Here is a 17,028-nt window from a genome sequence, read left to right as displayed (position 1 = left end):
CATATGATTCAAATATAAAAATCACTGTGTATGTATAACCAAGATGTAGATTTTAGTTAAAATTTGTATTTTAGTTAAAAAGGGCATAGTAATTTACTATGCCCTTTTCCGGAGAACCTTATCCCCAGAGACCGAATAGACCTGTTGCACCGGCAATTTCAAAATCAGGGATAGGTCCGTCCACTAAACAAGCGGCTCCGATTGAACATGTCGCGCAACCTTTGTTTTCTACAATGACAGCTTTTTTCATAATTGAATCCTCCCTTTTTTTGTTTTTCTAGCAGATCTTTGATGTACTTTTATATTAAAACTATCAAATTACCATTTCAATACATATATTTTGAAGAAAATGTGAATTGAGAACGGTAGAATTCGGAAAAATGTAATATTTCCTAAAGGTAATCAGTGGTATGATTTTCTCTTCTATAAAGGAATTGCTTTTTCTGAGGTTTATCTTCAAATCTGATGAGCAATGATGGTAAGATAGAAGCAGTTGAAGTTTACAAACCGAATGATTATACTATTCAAGTCAAAGTGGAAAGATGAAAAGGACGTGTCAGAATGAAGCAAGAGACACCGATAACAATCCATGTGAAATCTGTGATCGAGGATGACGGAAACGAAGAAGTGATCGAATTCCGCACCACCGGATTTTACTATGTGAAACAGAATAAAGTGTATCTATCTTATTATGAAGAACACGACTTAGGCAAAGTGAAAACGATTGTAAAAGTAAGCGAAGGCGAAGTGCTTGTCATGAGATCAGGTGCTGTCAAAATGAACCAGCGTTTCGTGACTGGAGCTTCCACAATCGCCAAATATAAAATGTCATTTGGTGAGCTTGAGCTGAAAACGAGCACAAAATCGATTCAATCTGATCTCGGCGAAGAACAAGGCCGTATCAGTATCGCATATGATATGCATGTCGGAGACGAGCAGCAGCATTTACATAATATGACGATCACGTATGAGGGAGGAACTCACGCATGAACATTGCGGAACAGATGAAGGACGTGCTGAAAGAAGAAATCAAAGCAGCCGTTCTGAAAGCGGGACTGGCTGAAGAAAGCCAGATTCCAAATGTCATTTTAGAAACACCGAAGGATAAAACACACGGCGATTATTCAACAAATATGGCGATGCAGCTCGCGAGAATCGCGAAAAAAGCGCCGCGCCAAATCGCTGAGGAGATTGTCGCTTCTTTTGATAAAGGAAAGGCTTCTATTGAAAAGCTTGATATCGCCGGTCCTGGTTTTATCAATTTCTATATGAACAATCAATATTTAACGAAGCTGATCCCGTCTGTATTGGAAGCGGGAGACGCGTATGGAGAAACAAATATCGGAAACGGCGAACGCGTTCAAGTGGAATTCGTATCTGCAAATCCGACGGGCGACCTTCACTTAGGCCACGCGCGCGGTGCGGCTGTCGGCGATTCCTTGTGCAATGTGCTTGCAAAAGCAGGTTACGATGTGAGCCGCGAATACTACATTAACGATGCCGGAAACCAGATTAACAACCTGGCGCTTTCTGTGGAAGTCCGTTACTTTGAAGCGCTTGGACTGGAAAAACCGATGCCGGAGGACGGCTACCGCGGTGAGGATATCATTTCAATCGGAAAGCGTCTCGCTGAGGAATACGGCGACCGTTTCGTCAACGAAGAAGAAAGCGAACGCCTCGCATTTTTCCGTGAGTACGGTTTGAAATACGAGCTGGAAAAGCTTCGCATAGACTTGGAAAACTTCCGTGTGCCGTTTGACGTGTGGTATTCTGAAACATCACTGTACCAAAACGGAAAAATCGATAAGGCGCTGGACGCGCTGCGTGAGAAAGGCCATGTCTATGAGGAAGACGGTGCGACTTGGTTCCGTTCCACAACGTTCGGTGATGACAAAGACCGCGTACTGATCAAAAAGGACGGCACATACACATACCTGCTTCCTGATATCGCCTACCATAAGGACAAGCTTGACCGCGGCTTTGATAAGCTGGTCAACGTATGGGGCGCCGACCACCACGGCTACATCCCGCGTATGAAAGCGGCAATCGAAGCACTTGGCTATGAAAAAGGAACGTTGGAAGTAGAAATCATTCAGCTCGTGCACCTTTACAAAAACGGCGAGAAAATGAAAATGAGCAAACGGACGGGGAAAGCGGTAACGATGCGCGACCTGATTGACGAAGTCGGCCTTGATGCCGTGCGTTATTTCTTCGCGATGCGCAGCGCTGATACGCATATGGATTTTGACTTGGATCTTGCTGTATCAACATCTAACGAAAACCCTGTATATTATGCGCAATACGCACATGCCCGTATTTGCAGCATGCTTCGCCAAGGGGAAGAGCAAGGACTTAAGCCGGCGGCAGATCTTGATTTCAGCCCTATTCAATCAGAAAAAGAATATGATCTGCTGAAAACAATCGGCGGTTTCCCAGAGGCAGTGGCGGAAGCGGCGGAAAAACGAATTCCTCACCGTGTGACGAACTATATTTATGACTTGGCTTCAGCTCTGCACAGCTTCTACAATGCGGAGAAAGTCATCGACCCTGAAAACGAAGAGAAAAGCCGTGCGCGCTTAGCTTTAATGAAAGCAACTCAAATCACGCTGAACAACGCGCTTCAATTGATCGGCGTATCGGCTCCTGAAAAAATGTAATCAAGCTGAAAGGACAAAGCCAGAGGGCTTTGTCCTTTTTTGTTAAAAAATCGTGTGATATAGTTCACAATCTTCTTCGCCGAGTTTTTGTATGATAAGGCTGATTATTGAATCAGTGAAAGGGGCAAGCCGAATGATTAACCGTCAACACTTTCAATTATCGCTGCAGTCATTAAGCTTGGTGGCAGGGTTTATGGTTTGGGTGCTGATTTCGTCACTTATTTCCCAAATCACATTAGATATTCATTTGAGCAAAGGCGAAATCTCCCTGGTAACGGCCATACCCGTTATATTAGGATCGCTTCTCCGCATTCCGCTGGGGTATTTGACCAACAGGTTTGGCGCGCGGATCATTTTTATGATTAGCTTTATATTGCTTTTATTCCCTGTATTTTGGATCAGTATGGCAGATTCCCTGTTTGATTTAATCGCGGGCGGTTTTTTCTTAGGGATTGGGGGAGCCGTTTTTTCCATTGGGGTTACATCTCTTCCGAAGTACTATCCTAAAGAAAAACATGGCGTTGTAAACGGTATTTACGGTGCCGGGAATATCGGAACCGCGATCACTACATTTGCAGCTCCCGTGATTGCTCAAGCGGCGGGGTGGAAAAGTACGGTGCAAATGTATATGGTTCTGCTGGCTTTATTTGCTTTGCTGCACTTTTTCTTCGGTGACCGGCATGAGAAGAAAGTGAAGGTGTCCGTAAAGACTCAAATCAAAGCCGTTTACCGAAATCATGTGCTGTGGTTTCTGAGTCTCTTTTATTTTATTACGTTTGGCGCCTTTGTCGCTTTTACAATCTATCTGCCAAACTTTCTTGTTGAGCAGTTTGATCTGAGTCCTGCGGATGCCGGGCTGCGGACGGCAGGTTTTATTGCTGTATCCACGCTGCTCAGGCCGGCGGGCGGGTGGCTGGCTGATAAAGTGAGTCCGCTCCGCATCCTGATGTTTGTCTTTGCCGGCTTGACATTATCGGGCGTCATCCTGTCGTTTTCGCCGACGATCGGCATTTACGCCTTTGGGGCGTTAACGGTTGCGGTGTGCTCCGGGATTGGAAACGGGACGGTTTTTAAACTGGTTCCTTTCTATTTTTCTAAGCAGGCGGGAATCGCCAACGGAGTTGTGTCTGCCATGGGCGGATTAGGCGGCTTTTTCCCTCCGCTGATCCTGGCGAGTGTATTTCAGGCGACGGGACAATACGCCATCGGATTTATGGCGCTTTCGGAAGTCGCGTTAGCAAGCTTTGTCATTGTCATATGGATGTATTGGCAGGAAAGAATGAAAACACATACAGAGAGAAGCGGGCCCAGCGTAAACTGACGGGCCGCCGTCGATTGGGGAATTCACGAGATTGTAAGTTTTTTCTGAAAAGCGCAAATGATTTCACGTTACAATAGATACACAACGTGACTTTTCTTCGAGGTGAGCTCATGAATTTTCTCTCTGTTCGAACATCTGATAAGGATCTTATTTCCAGTGATCTTCATCAATTGCTGGAATCCATCAGTACAAAAAGAAAAATCGAAAAACACACATACCTGTTTCGAGAAGGAATGGATGCAGAAGAGCTTTATCTGATTCAGTCAGGACTCATTGAAATCGGGAAGCTGACGTCTGACGGCAAAGACCTGACGCTAAGAATCTGCCAAAAAAATGATATTGTCGGTGAATTAACACTTTTCACAGAAGAACCGAGATATATGCTCAGTGCAAAAGTGCTGGAGGATGGCGAAGTGCTCGTCATCAATAAAAGCAGACTTGAAAAGGAACTTATCCACAACGGTGCTTTGACATTTGAATTTATGAAATGGATGAGCACCCATTTGCGCAAAATTCAATCCAAAATCAGAGACCTTCTTCTTCATGGCAAAAAAGGGGCGCTCTACTCCACCCTCATCCGCTTGTCAAACAGCTATGGGGTGAACCGGAGTGACGGCATTCTCATTAACATTGCCCTGACAAACCAGGATCTGGCGAAATTTTGCGCGGCTGCAAGAGAGAGCGTCAACCGCATGCTGGGTGATCTCCGCAAACAAGGGGTTATTTCAATAGAGGATTCCGGAAAGATTGTACTGCATCAGCGGGACTATTTACGGTGTGAGATTGAGTGCGAAAATTGCCCGTTAGAGATTTGCAATATTGATTAAGAGGAAACAAGGACAGCAATGTGTCCTTGTTTTTATCTTGTTAGCCAAATACACATGATGGCGAAAAAGAAGCACGCATTGACGATTTCAAGAATGCCGATCGTTTGAACAGGCCACTTCTTTCCATGAAAAAACCATGCACGCAAACTGCTGGGGATAAAGGCGAGAACGGCCCAGCCCGCTCCAAAAGCTGCGGAAAGTAAGGGGAGGATCAGGTGATAGCCCCACGACCAGTAAGCAAATACTCTATTATTCTTCTCCCGGATCACCGACTTCACATAAAATGAACTTCCGGTAAAAAACAAAGCAGATTGTGCGAAAATAAACCATGCCCAGCCGTCAAGAGTCTCCGTCCCCAGCCAGCAGCTGGCGAGTCCGCCTGTACAAAAGAATAAGACGCCCGCAAAATCATTCAGCAGCGCTCGTTCATTTTTTTGCCGGGCATAATACACATGAATGAGAAACAGCGGCAGCAAAGAAAAGGCAAGCCAGATAAAAGACGGCTTATGGATGACAGCGGCAAGCAAAAAGCTGCAGGCTGGAAAACTGTAAGAAAATATCCACTTTTGATAGGGGTTGATTTGTTTCTTTTTTAATGCCAGCGTAACAGGGTAAACAGCTAAATAAAGAAAAAGCCAGCCTAAAAACAGGGGGATATGCCAAAGAACCGCTCCTCCCTTCACCATACCGAGGCAAAACGGAATCAGCAGCATGGCCCAAGCGCCGTGCTGCTTCGGAATAAGCGCCTTCATCGAAACACTCCTTTCTTGTTTCATTATAAAAGCAAAAATACCGCCAATAAGTGACATTCATCATATCATCTGTGAAATACATCACTGCTGTCATGGATCGGCCGGGCTACACTAAAGCTATCCTTAGCACAGGAGGCTTCCCTATGAATCAGTGTGACTATTTATTTTTTTTGAAACAACTTCCTATGTTTAATGAAGTGCCTCTATCCATTGTCGAAACATTGCTGAATAACGGGACGTTTATCCGCGGTTCATGTGATCAGGATCTATCTTTTCTCCATTCTCAATCCATTTATATTGTATTAAAAGGCAGTATTCGTTTTATTGACAGCAGGCTGCCTGAAGGGTCGCAAACCGTGGCGCTGTGGGAAAAAGGCGATGTGTTTCCCATTGATCAAAAAGGCGGGATGTTCTTATCTCCATTCATTTCAGTCCGAACATCCGAAGACATTCTTATGCTCAATATCCCTTTTTACTTATTAAAGAAAATCATGTCCTATTATCCGCAGCTGCAAATGAATTTTCTGGTGATGCTCCAGCAAAATGTCTTTTTCTCTTATGAGCTGTTTTTGCGATACATGCATAGATCTCAGGATGAAAACGCTGAGCCCGATTCCTAAAAGGAACCGGGTTTTTGATCTTTGAATGAAAGACGGCTAATGACTCAGGCGTCCTGCCTGAACGCCGCCTTCATCACATCCTGTGAAAGTCCCTTCCTTCTTCCTCATGTGAACTTTCTGTGAAAAAAGGGGAGTGTGTGACATAGTTCACAAGGAAATACGCTTTCTCTGTTTATAGTGAACTTAGCATCACCTGACTCGGAAGGAGTGAACTCTCATGAAGAAAAAGAAATTGAGTCCGTTGTTTAGGAGATTGAACTATTTCTCTCCTATCGAACACCATTCAAATAAACATAGCCAAACCACCCGCGAAGATCGCGATTGGGAGAATGTATATAGAAACAGATGGCAGTACGATAAAGTTGTCCGCTCCACCCACGGAGTCAACTGCACGGGATCTTGCAGCTGGAATATTTATGTGAAAAACGGCATCGTCACGTGGGAAGGGCAAAATTTGAATTATCCTTCAACCGGCCCTGATATGCCTGACTTCGAGCCAAGGGGCTGTCCCCGCGGGGCAAGTTTTTCCTGGTATATCTACAGCCCGCTGCGTGTCAAATATCCATACGTGCGCGGTGTCCTGATCAATTTGTGGCGGGAAGCATTGCAGGCTCATCAAAACCCTTTGGAAGCATGGAAATCGATCGTTGAAAATCCGGATAAAGCGAAGTCCTATAAACAGGCGCGGGGAAAGGGCGGCTTTGTGCGCGCTGAATGGCCGGAGGTGCTGAAGCTGATTTCTGCTTCTCTGCTGTATACGGTTATAACATACGGCCCTGACCGGAATATCGGGTTTTCTCCGATTCCGGCTATGTCCATGATAAGCCATGCGTCAGGCTCGCGGTTTATGTCTTTGATTGGCGGCCCTATGCTCAGTTTCTATGATTGGTATGCGGATCTTCCCCCGGCATCGCCGCAAATCTGGGGCGACCAGACAGACGTCCCGGAAAGCAGTGATTGGTACAACTCAGGCTATATCATCACATGGGGCTCCAATGTGCCGTTAACGAGGACGCCGGATGCGCATTTTTTGGCAGAAGCCCGCTATAAAGGCGCTAAGGTCATCTCAATCAGCCCCGATTTCGCGGAATCCTCTAAATTTGCAGATGACTGGCTGAGCATCCGCCAAGGAACAGACGGCGCGCTTGCGATGGCGATGGGGCATGTGATCCTGCAGGAGTTTTACGTTAATCAGAAGACAGAGCGTTTCATAGAGTACGCAAAGCAATACACGGATTTCCCGTTCTTTGTCACTCTAACTAAAGAGGATGGCGTGTATACGGCCGGGCGTTTTCTTCACGCAAAGGACATCGGGCGGCAGACGGAGCATGATCAGTGGAAGCCTGCGGTGTGGAATGAACGTACAAGCGCATTCGCGATCCCGCAAGGAACAATGGGCTCCCGCTGGGACGGCCAAAAGAAATGGAACCTGCACATGATAGATGAAGAAACAGGCGAATCGATTGAACCCCGGCTTTCGGTGCTCGGCATAGAGGACGAAATCGGCACAGTTCGAATCCCTTATTTCTCAAATGAGGGAAACAGAGTGCTAGAGCGAGATCTGCCTATAAAAAAACTGGCCCTGGACAATGAAGATGTCTATGTCACAACCGTATTTGACTTGATTTTGGCTAACTACGGCGTGAATCGGGGGATCGGGGAGAAATCAGCCTGCTCGTATGACGATCCTGAACCGTTTACGCCAGCCTGGCAGGAGCAGGTGACAGGGATCAAAAAAGAAGCCGTCATTAAGATAGCCAGAGAGTTTGCCCAAAATGCAATCGATACAGAGGGCCGATCCATGATTATCGTAGGGGCGGGGATCAACCACTGGTTCAACTCTGACACGATCTACCGGGCAGTATTAAATCTCGTATTACTGGTAGGCGCCCAAGGCGTAAACGGCGGAGGCTGGGCTCATTATGTGGGACAGGAAAAACTCCGCCCTGCTGAAGGCTGGCAGACGATCGCCAACGCTAAGGATTGGGAGGGGGCGCCAAAGCTGCAAAACGGCACTTCCTTTTTCTATTTTGCGACTGACCAGTGGCGCTACGAGGATCAGCCGGTCAGTGACTTAGCATCTCCGATCGCGGCATCCTCCCGCTACAAGCATCACGCCGACTACAATGTGCTGGCGGCAAGACTCGGGTGGCTTCCGTCTTATCCGACATTTGATAAAAACGGAATTGACCTGTACAAAGAAGCTGAAAAAGCGGGGGCGAAGACAACAAAAGATGTTGCTGACTATGTGGCCCGCCAGCTTCAAGAGAAAAAACTGAAATTTGCCATTGAAGATCCTGACAATGAAGCGAATTTTCCGAGAAACCTGTTCGTGTGGAGAGCGAATCTGATCTCCAGTTCGGGAAAAGGGCATGAATATTTTCTCAAGCATCTCTTGGGAACGACGAACGGCTTGATGAATGACGACAGCGACAGCATCCGTCCTGAAGAAATCAAATGGCGCGAGCAGGCACCGGAAGGAAAGCTCGATTTGTTAATCAATCTCGATTTCCGAATGGCCGGTACCGCCTTGTATTCCGATATCGTGCTTCCGGCGGCGACATGGTATGAAAAACACGATCTCAGCAGCACTGATATGCATCCGTTTATCCACCCCTTTGTCCCGGCTATTTCGGCTCCTTGGGAATCGAAGTCAGACTGGGATATTTTCAAGGCTTTATCAAAAGCCGTCTCCGATCTCGCGGACGGAGTTGATATGAAGCCGGTAAAAGAAGCTGTCGCCGCACCGCTCCTTCATGACACTATGCAGGAAATGGCCCAGCCTCTCGGAAAAATAAAGGACTGGAGCAAAGGCGAATGCGAAGCCGTCCCGGGGAAAACGATGCCGAACATTCAAGTTGTTGAAAGGGACTACAAGCAAATCTTTCATAAAATGACTGCGCTCGGCCCAAACGCCGCCTTAAAACCAAGCGGAACAAAAGGCATGAGCTGGTCGATTGCCGATGAATACGAATCACTCAAAAAAAGGCTGGGAGAAGTCACCTCAGACAGTGTCGCAAAGGGATGTCCGAATATAAGCGAGGCCAAGCAGGCGGCAGAAGCCGTTTTAACCCTTTCGTCCACGTCGAATGGAAAAGTTGCCGTAAAAGCATGGGAATCGCTTGAAGACATCACAAATCTGAAGCTGAAAGATCTGGCTGAAGAGCGGGAGGAAGAATGCTTTACGTTCGAACAAATCACGGCTCAGCCCAAAACGGTGATCACATCTCCGGCATTTACAGGCTCGGAAAAAGGCGGGCGCAGGTATTCGCCGTTTACGACAAATGTGGAAAAATTAATCCCTTGGCGTACGCTGACAGGCAGACAATCCTATTATGTCGATCATGAGCTAATGATGGAGTTCGGGGAAACGATGGCGACCTTTAAACCGATCCTCCAGCATCGCCCTTTCTTAAGCAAACGGCCTGATCAAGAGGGCAAAGAAATCGTTCTCAATTATTTAACGCCGCATAACAAATGGTCCGTGCACAGCATGTATTTTGATTCTCTGCCGATGCTTACGCTATTTCGCGGCGGGCCGACAGTGTGGATGAATAAAGATGATGCAGAGGACACAGATATCCGAGACAACGATTGGATTGAATGCTTCAACCGAAACGGCGTTGTCGTAGCGAGAGCCGTTCTTTCTCACCGTATTCCTAAAGGAATGGCGTTTATGCATCATGCCCAAGACCGCCACATCAACGTGCCCGGCACAAAACTGACCAATAACCGCGGAGGCACCCATAACAGTCCGACAAGGATTCACGTCAAGCCGACACAGATGATCGGCGGCTATGCCCAGCTCAGCTACGGCTTTAACTACTATGGCCCTACGGGGAATCAGCGCGATCTGAATGTGGTCATCCGCAAGCTGAAGGAGGTCGATTGGCTTGAAGATTAAAGCGCAAATCGGAATGGTCATGAACTTAGATAAATGCATCGGCTGCCACACGTGCAGCGTCACCTGCAAAAACACATGGACAAACCGTTCCGGTGCCGAATATATGTATTTCAATAATGTAGAAACAAAGCCAGGTATCGGCTATCCGAAGCAATGGGAGGATCAGGACAAATATAAAGGCGGCTGGACCTTAAAAAAAGGAAAGCTCGAGCTGAAATCAGGCCCGAAAACCAACCGTCTTGCAAATCTTTTCTATAATCCGAATCAGCCAACCATTGATGACTACTACGAGCCTTGGAACTATGATTATGAAACGCTGACTAACAGTCCGCAGAAAAAACATCAGCCCGTAGCGCGGCCAAAATCGTCGCTGACAGGAGATTTCATGAATATTGAATGGGGGCCGAACTGGGAGGACGATCTCGCAGGCGGCCACATTACGGGACTTGAAGATCCAAACGTGCAAAAGATGGAGGAATCGATCAAAACAGAATTCGATGAAGTCTTTATGATGTATCTTCCGCGCATCTGCGAGCACTGCATCAACCCGGCATGTGTCTCGTCCTGCCCGTCCGGCGCCATGTATAAACGCGAGGAAGACGGCATTGTGCTCGTGGATCAAAATGCCTGCCGTTCATGGAGATACTGTGTTTCATCCTGTCCGTATAAAAAAGTCTATTTTAACTGGCAAACGAACAAAGCGGAAAAATGCACACTCTGCTTTCCGCGTTTGGAGGCGGGACTGCCGACCATCTGTTCAGAGACATGTGTGGGGAGAATCCGTTATTTGGGCGTCATGCTGTATGACGCGGATAAGGTGGAGGAAGCGGCATCTGCAGAAAATGAAAAGGATCTCTATCATTCTCAATTAGAAGTGTTTCTTGATCCGAATGATCCCGAGGTTGCTAAACAAGCAAAAGAACAGGGCATCCCGACAGAATGGATAGAGGCTGCACAGCAATCGCCCATTTATAAGATGATCATCGACTGGAAAATCGCCCTGCCGCTTCATCCGGAGTATCGGACATTGCCGATGGTTTGGTACATTCCTCCTTTGAGTCCAATCATGAATCTCTTTGAAGGAGAGGGAAGCCGGCAAACAGCGGAAGACATTTTTCCGGCTATCGACCAAATGAGGATTCCGATTGACTATTTGGCGCAGCTATTAACGGCCGGTGATACAGATCATATTCGGTCGACATTAAAGAAATTGTCTGTCATGCGCCAGTATATGAGAGCGATCCAGACGAATAAATCAATCGATCCGGCACTGATCTCCAGTGTCGGCTTAACAGAACAGCAAATTGAAGACATGTATCGGCTGCTTGCGATCGCCAAATACGATGACCGATTTGTGATTCCGAGCAGCCACCGTGAAGACATTTCTGATTTATACGCTGAACAAGGGAGCTGCGGCTTATCATTTTCAGGCGGTCCCGGCTCTTGTATATAACCAAAGAAAAATGAGGTGTAACACGATGAACACCACAGACCGGCAAATCACATTCTCGGCTCTTTCCTATCTTCTTTCGTATCCGGATGAAGAGTGGAGAGCGGAACATCCCGAATGGAAAGATCTGATCAATGAAATCGAAAATCAGCATATCCGGGAGAAACTGCTTCATTTTGTAAAGTCATCAGCATGTTTTTCCCCGCAGGCCCTGATTGAACATTATGTATACACGTTTGACTTCGGGAAAAAAACGAATATGTATGTCACCTACTTTAACTCAGGCGAGCAAAGGGAACGCGGCATTGAATTGCTGCAGTTAAAGAACACTTATGAGCAATCCGGCTTCCTCCCGACAGACAAAGAGCTTCCCGATTACCTGCCGCTTATGCTGGAATTCGCCGCCATTGCGGAGATGAAGGAAGCCAAGAGCATATTTGAGAAGTATCTGTCTAATTTGCGGGAGCTGACATCCCGTTTAGATCAAAACCAAAGTTTATATGCCGTACTGCTGGATGCACTGCTTACCGCACTTGAGGAAATCGGCTTGTGTGAAAGCAGCGAAGGAGCTGTTCGGACATGAGCGGGCAGATCCTGTGGGTCATCATGCCGTATATGGTATTGACGATATTTATCGGCGGGCATATTTACCGCTATCAGCATGACCAATTTGGCTGGACCGCCAAATCAAGCGAACTGTTAGAAAAGAAAAAGCTTGCGGCGGGCAGCACGCTCTTTCATTGGGGGATGCTGTTTGTTATCGGCGGACACGTTATGGGCATTCTCATCCCCGAAGGTGTGTATCGTGCAATCGGCATCACAGAACACGTGTATCACAAAATGGCGATTGGCGTCGGCTTGCCGGCGGGAATTGCTGCAGTAATTGGACTTTTCATCCTGACATACAGAAGGCTGTTTGACAAAAGGATCCGCAAAACCAGCTCGCCCTCCGATTTTCTCACGCTGTTTTTGCTGCTGTTTGTGATGGTCTCGGGCGTTGCAGCCACATTTCTCAACGTTGATTCGAAAGGATTCGATTACCGGACAACAGTCGGGCCGTGGTTCAGGCAGATCTTTTTGCTGAGGCCGGACGCTTCTTTAATGGAGAGTGTTCCGCTATGGTTTAAGCTTCATATTCTCATGGGATACGTCATTTTTATCATGTGGCCATTTACGAGATTGGTTCACGTGTTCAGCTTGCCGTTCAAATACCTGACCCGCAGCTATGTCGTATATCGCAAGCGTTCGAAACAGCACATACAGCATCCGTAAAAACATCCCCCTTTGCCAAAAAGGGGGATTTCTCATCTTCTCTTCACATTATAGGAAAAAATAAAAACCTAAGATATTTTCTTACAAGACAATTGCTTGGCGGCAAGGAATACTGATATTTTTGTATTTGGAAATAACAATATGTTCGAAAAAGGAGAGTGAAGAATGAAACGGATGTTCCTCATTTTAACTGCCTGCCTCATCACTAGCGCCGGGGTTCTGACGCTCAGACATTCTCATGTGTTAACCGGCGGCACAGCCGGCCTTTCTCTAAGCCTGACATACGTGTTTCATTCCTCGTTTGCTATGATCTTCTTTCTGATTAATATCCCGTTTTATGTCTTCTCTTTTATCAGAATGGGTGCCAGCTTCACTTTATCCACGTTATTTGCAGTAACAGCACTGACTCTTTTTACAAGCGCTGATCACTGGCTTCCGCCCGTCTCTTTTTCCCCGTTTGCCGGCGCGATTTGCGGCGGAGCATTGATCGGGTTCGGCCTGTCGCTCATGTTTTATCACCAGGCATCCCTTGGCGGCGCCAATATTCTCGCATTATTTATGCAAAAGCGATACGGGTGGAATCCGGGGACGGTTAATTTCACCTTCGATTTCGCCGTTGTGCTGGCCGGCATTTTTTCCGTCGGTTTGCAAAAAGGCCTCTGCTCCATCCTGTCCATTGCCATCACGGGATTGGCTGTCGGCTTCTTTAAACATAAAATCAAAAGCAGCTACTCGCTGAAGCTAGATTTGCTCAAGAACTTTACTTCCGGCCAATCACAGGAAGCCTCCTCGTAAGCCTTTCCGCCCCGTGCGCGGAGAGGCTTTTTTCATAGAAAGGTTTAACGGTTAGAAATAAGAGGAAATACGAAGGTAATCGGATCGGATTGGAGAGGGGACAAATGCTGAAAAGGAGACTGGAGTTTTTCTTTTTATATATCATGCTCATCGGGGCATACGTCATATGGGTTTTTCCGGTTTCCAGGCTTGAGTTTTACGGAGGATTGCTTTGCTATGCCGGCATTATTTTGTTCAGCATTTATTCGTTAATCCTTGAAAATCGAACGTCACAGCACACGCTGTTATGGATACATATTCTAGTCTTTTTTCCGATCGCGGGCTACATGTTTTATCTGTTTTCCGGACAGCTGTATGTAAAAGGAAAGCTGTTTAAAACAAAACGAATGTACAACAGGGAGAAGCTTCGAAAGCAGTTTGACATGGAGGAAACGCCTGAAGTGACCGGATTGAAGGACAATCAGGAAAGGTTCTTTACCTATTCCATCAGGGCTTCACATATGAATATCAACACGAAAAGCAAGGTGAAGGTTTTGAAAAACGGGGAACAAACCTTTCCTGATATTTTCAAAGCGATGCGGAAAGCGGAATCTTATCTGCATATCGAATACTACATGTTCAAATCGGACATGCTTGGCCGCGGCATGATGGAGATTATGATGGAAAAGGCGCGTCAGGGTGTCGAGGTACGGTTTTTATATGACGCTGCGGGCAGCATCAAATTGGCAGGAAGAGATATTATGAAAATGAAAAAAGCGGGCGTGGACATCGTTCCTTTTTCTCCGCTGAAATACGGGTTCTTCAATCAGAAATTGAATTTTCGAAATCACCGTAAAATCGTGATCATAGACGGGAAAATCGGCTTTGTCGGCGGATTGAATGTCGGGAAGGAATATATCAGCCGAGACCCGATTATCGGTTTTTGGAGAGACACTCATCTGCGGCTGGAAGGAGAAATTGTGCAAACGCTTCACGCCATCTTTATGCTGGATTGGGAATATGTCTCTAATGAAGTGTTAATTGATCAAAAAGAATACAATACGCCAGTCCCCGTGGAGGGCGGAGGCATTTATCAAATTGTCGCGACAGGGCCTGACATGAAGGAAAGCATGAGTGACCTCTACTATGAAATGATTTCTACAGCGCAGAAATCTGTATGGATCGCCACGCCTTATTTTGTCCCGAATGAATCCATCCGCACGGCTTTGAAAGCCGCGGCGACAAAAGGGGTCCAGGTGCGGATTATGGTGCCGGAGACGAATGACAGCTTTTTAACGCAATACGCGTCGAGATCGTATTTCCCTGAGCTGCTTCTAGAAGGGATTGAGGTGTATTCCTATCAAAAAGGCTTCATGCATCAAAAAGTAATAATCATTGACGGCGATCTCGCCTCAGTCGGAACCGCAAACATGGATATGCGCAGCTTTCAGCTCAATTTTGAAGTGAACGTTTTCTTCACGGATGCCGAAGCGATCCGCACCCTGGAAGACCATTTCGAAGAGGATATGCTGGAAAGTGAGAAGCTTAGCCCTGTCGGCTTTTATAAAAGAGGAATGGCCGACCGGACAAAGGAATCAGTTGCCCGTCTCTTTTCAAGTGTTCTGTAAGAAAAAAGAAATACTGTCTTTCAAAACAGCCGGTGTATAGTATAATTGAGAAATCTTATCAGTTATTAATGCATTGGAGGAAGATAGGGTGCTGCGGCAATTTTTTGCGTATTATAAACCATATAAAACATTGTTCTTTCTCGACTTTTTCTCGGCGATCGCAGGAGGCTTAATGGAGCTAAGTTTTCCTTTGATCGTCAATTATTTTATTGATACCTTGCTTCTGGGGAGAGACTGGGGCCTGATCATCGCGACCTCAATCGGATTGTTCGCGGTTTACGCGCTCAGCTCGGCTCTTCAATATGTCGTCACGTATTGGGGGCATATGCTCGGAATCAATATTGAAACCGATATGAGAAAGTCGCTATTTGACCATCTGCAAAAGCTGTCCTTCAAATTTTACGACAACAACAAAACGGGAACGTTAATGTCGAAGCTGACGAACGACTTAATGTACATCGGCGAAGTCGCCCATCACGGTCCAGAAGATTTGTTCATCGCCATTATGACGATTCTCGGGGCGTTCGGGGTTATGCTGTTTATCAACTGGCAGCTGGCATTGCTGACGTTTATGATCATGCCGATTGTCATTTGGCTTGCGCTTTACTTCAATAAAAAAATGACCAAAGCGTTTACGACGCTGAACAAGGATATCGGAGACTTCAGTGCGCGGGTAGAAAATAATATCGGCGGCATCCGGCTCGTTCAGGCGTTCGGCAATGAATCGTTTGAAAAAGAGCGCTTCGCTGTCAACAATCAGCGATTCCGCATCACTAAGCTGTCATCATATAAAATCATGGCGAAAAACGGCTCCATCAGCTATATGCTGACACGGTTTGTCACGCTGTTTGTCCTCTTGTGCGGTACGTGGTTTGTCATCCGAGGCTCCCTGTCATACGGAGAATTTGTGGCGTTTGTGCTATTAACGAATGTCCTGTTTCGGCCGATTGACAAAATTAACGCCATTATTGAAATGTATCCGCGGGGAATTGCCGGCTTTAAAAGCTACATGGAACTGATGGAGACAGAGCCGGATATTCAGGATTCCCCTGAGGCGAGAGACGTTTCCGGGCTGAAAGGTGATATCCGCTATCAGCATGTTTCGTTTGGCTATGATGAGAATCAACATGTTCTTCATGACATTAACCTGACCATTCGGGCAGGGGAAACGGTAGCGTTTGTCGGTCCGTCCGGAGCGGGGAAATCAACACTTTGCAGTCTGCTTCCGCGCTTTTATGAAGCGTCAGAAGGCGACATTGCCATTGACGGCATCAGCACTAAAGACATGACGCTGTCTTCCTTGCGCGGGCAGATTGGCGTTGTGCAGCAGGACGTTTTCTTATTCTCGGGCACACTGAGAGAGAATATTGCATATGGCCGTTTGGATGCATCGGAAGAGGAAATCTGGCAGGCTGTGAAGCAGGCTCACTTAGAAGAACTCGTCAATCACATGCCGGATGGATTGGACACTGTCATCGGAGAACGCGGCGTAAAACTTTCCGGCGGGCAAAAGCAGCGCCTTTCCATTGCGAGGATGTTCTTGAAAAATCCATCTATCCTGATTCTGGACGAGGCAACTTCCGCCCTTGATACAGAAACAGAAGCGGCGATCCAAAAGGCGCTTCAAGAATTGTCGGAGGGGCGCACGACGCTGGTGATCGCCCACAGACTGGCGACGATCAAACACGCGGACAGAATTGTCGTCGTGACAAAAAACGGTATCGAGGAACAAGGGCGGCATCAGGAACTGATCGAAGCCGGCGGTATTTACAGCAGACTGCATCATGCACAGTTCGGAGAGATGGTGCAGCAATAGGAGGAGA

At 46.8% G+C, this 17,028-nt stretch carries 14 protein-coding genes and 1 pseudogene; 12 read left to right on the top strand and 3 right to left on the bottom strand.

Annotation, left to right across the window (positions count from 1 at the left end; translation table 11 throughout):
• Positions 1-21: 21 nt before the first annotated feature.
• Together AU387_RS22355 and sboA are read right to left on the bottom strand one after the other, a co-directional pair.
• Positions 22-162, bottom strand: a pseudogene (locus AU387_RS22355) (bacteriocin-like protein SboX).
• Positions 119-250 (bottom strand): subtilosin A, encoded by a 132-nt coding sequence (gene sboA, locus AU387_RS05740; protein ID WP_003222002.1) that lies wholly within the window; start codon positions 248-250, stop codon positions 119-121. The pseudogene AU387_RS22355 and the gene sboA overlap by 44 nt, the downstream one beginning before the upstream one ends.
• A 311-nt stretch (positions 251-561) precedes the next feature.
• Here sboA and AU387_RS05735 point away from each other — a divergent pair, with 311 nt between their 5' ends.
• The 4 genes from AU387_RS05735 to fnr all read left to right on the top strand — a co-directional run bounded on the left by AU387_RS05735 (position 562) and on the right by fnr (position 4,805).
• Entirely contained in the window at positions 562-990 is a 429-nt protein-coding gene (locus AU387_RS05735) for a YwiB family protein (protein WP_024123211.1), read from the top strand.
• Complete coding sequence (argS, locus tag AU387_RS05730; RefSeq protein ID WP_059335154.1) at positions 987-2,657, top strand: arginine--tRNA ligase; 1,671 nt, start codon at positions 987-989, stop codon at positions 2,655-2,657. Before AU387_RS05735 ends, argS begins: the two co-directional genes overlap by 4 nt.
• Before the next feature lie 133 nt (positions 2,658-2,790).
• Positions 2,791-3,978 carry a nitrate/nitrite transporter gene (locus AU387_RS05725; RefSeq protein WP_059335153.1) on the top strand — a complete coding sequence of 396 codons (1,188 nt, stop codon included), beginning with the start codon at positions 2,791-2,793 and terminating at the stop codon, positions 3,976-3,978.
• Positions 3,979-4,088: 110 nt separating this feature from the next.
• Complete coding sequence (fnr, locus tag AU387_RS05720; protein WP_044159797.1) at positions 4,089-4,805, top strand: fumarate/nitrate reduction transcriptional regulator Fnr; 717 nt, start codon at positions 4,089-4,091, stop codon at positions 4,803-4,805.
• Positions 4,806-4,837: 32 nt separating this feature from the next.
• On the opposite strand, the gene AU387_RS05715 is transcribed toward fnr, so the two are convergent.
• Entirely contained in the window at positions 4,838-5,557 is a 720-nt protein-coding gene (locus tag AU387_RS05715) for a YwiC-like family protein (protein ID WP_059335152.1), read from the bottom strand.
• A gap of 143 nt (positions 5,558-5,700) precedes the next feature.
• Here AU387_RS05715 and AU387_RS05710 point away from each other — a divergent pair, with 143 nt between their 5' ends.
• From AU387_RS05710 to AU387_RS05675, 8 genes are all read left to right on the top strand, one after another.
• Entirely contained in the window at positions 5,701-6,177 is a 477-nt protein-coding gene (locus tag AU387_RS05710; protein WP_059335151.1) for a cyclic nucleotide-binding domain-containing protein, read from the top strand.
• A gap of 217 nt (positions 6,178-6,394) precedes the next feature.
• Entirely contained in the window at positions 6,395-10,081 is a 3,687-nt protein-coding gene (locus AU387_RS05705) for a nitrate reductase subunit alpha (RefSeq protein WP_059335150.1), read from the top strand.
• The gene (gene narH, locus AU387_RS05700) at positions 10,071-11,534 is read left to right on the top strand and encodes a nitrate reductase subunit beta (RefSeq protein WP_059335149.1); all 1,464 of its coding nucleotides are present in this window, start codon (positions 10,071-10,073) and stop codon (positions 11,532-11,534) included. The genes AU387_RS05705 and narH overlap by 11 nt, the downstream gene beginning before the upstream one ends.
• 25 nt (positions 11,535-11,559) lie before the next feature.
• A complete protein-coding gene (gene narJ, locus AU387_RS05695) occupies positions 11,560-12,114 on the top strand; it encodes a nitrate reductase molybdenum cofactor assembly chaperone (protein WP_059292338.1) in 555 nt (184 codons plus the stop codon).
• Positions 12,111-12,803 carry a respiratory nitrate reductase subunit gamma gene (gene narI / locus AU387_RS05690; protein ID WP_059335148.1) on the top strand — a complete coding sequence of 231 codons (693 nt, stop codon included), beginning with the start codon at positions 12,111-12,113 and terminating at the stop codon, positions 12,801-12,803. The genes narJ and narI overlap by 4 nt, the downstream gene beginning before the upstream one ends.
• Before the next feature lie 165 nt (positions 12,804-12,968).
• Positions 12,969-13,598, top strand: a complete 630-nt coding sequence (locus tag AU387_RS05685; RefSeq protein WP_059335147.1) for a YitT family protein — start codon at positions 12,969-12,971, stop codon at positions 13,596-13,598.
• A gap of 104 nt (positions 13,599-13,702) precedes the next feature.
• Positions 13,703-15,205: a cardiolipin synthase gene (cls, locus tag AU387_RS05680; RefSeq protein ID WP_044159783.1), complete on the top strand. Its 1,503-nt coding sequence runs from the start codon at positions 13,703-13,705 to the stop codon at positions 15,203-15,205.
• Between the two features lie 88 nt (positions 15,206-15,293).
• Positions 15,294-17,021, top strand: coding sequence for an ABC transporter ATP-binding protein (locus AU387_RS05675; RefSeq protein ID WP_059335146.1), 1,728 nt, complete (start codon positions 15,294-15,296; stop codon positions 17,019-17,021).
• Positions 17,022-17,028: the final 7 nt, after the last annotated feature.

Origin of the sequence: Bacillus halotolerans (genome assembly GCF_001517105.1) — a bacterium.
GTDB classification, from domain to species: Bacteria; Bacillota; Bacilli; order Bacillales; family Bacillaceae; genus Bacillus; species Bacillus halotolerans.
The sequence above is the reverse complement of the archived record's forward strand: the minus strand, read 5'-3'. Positions and strand labels throughout refer to the sequence as shown.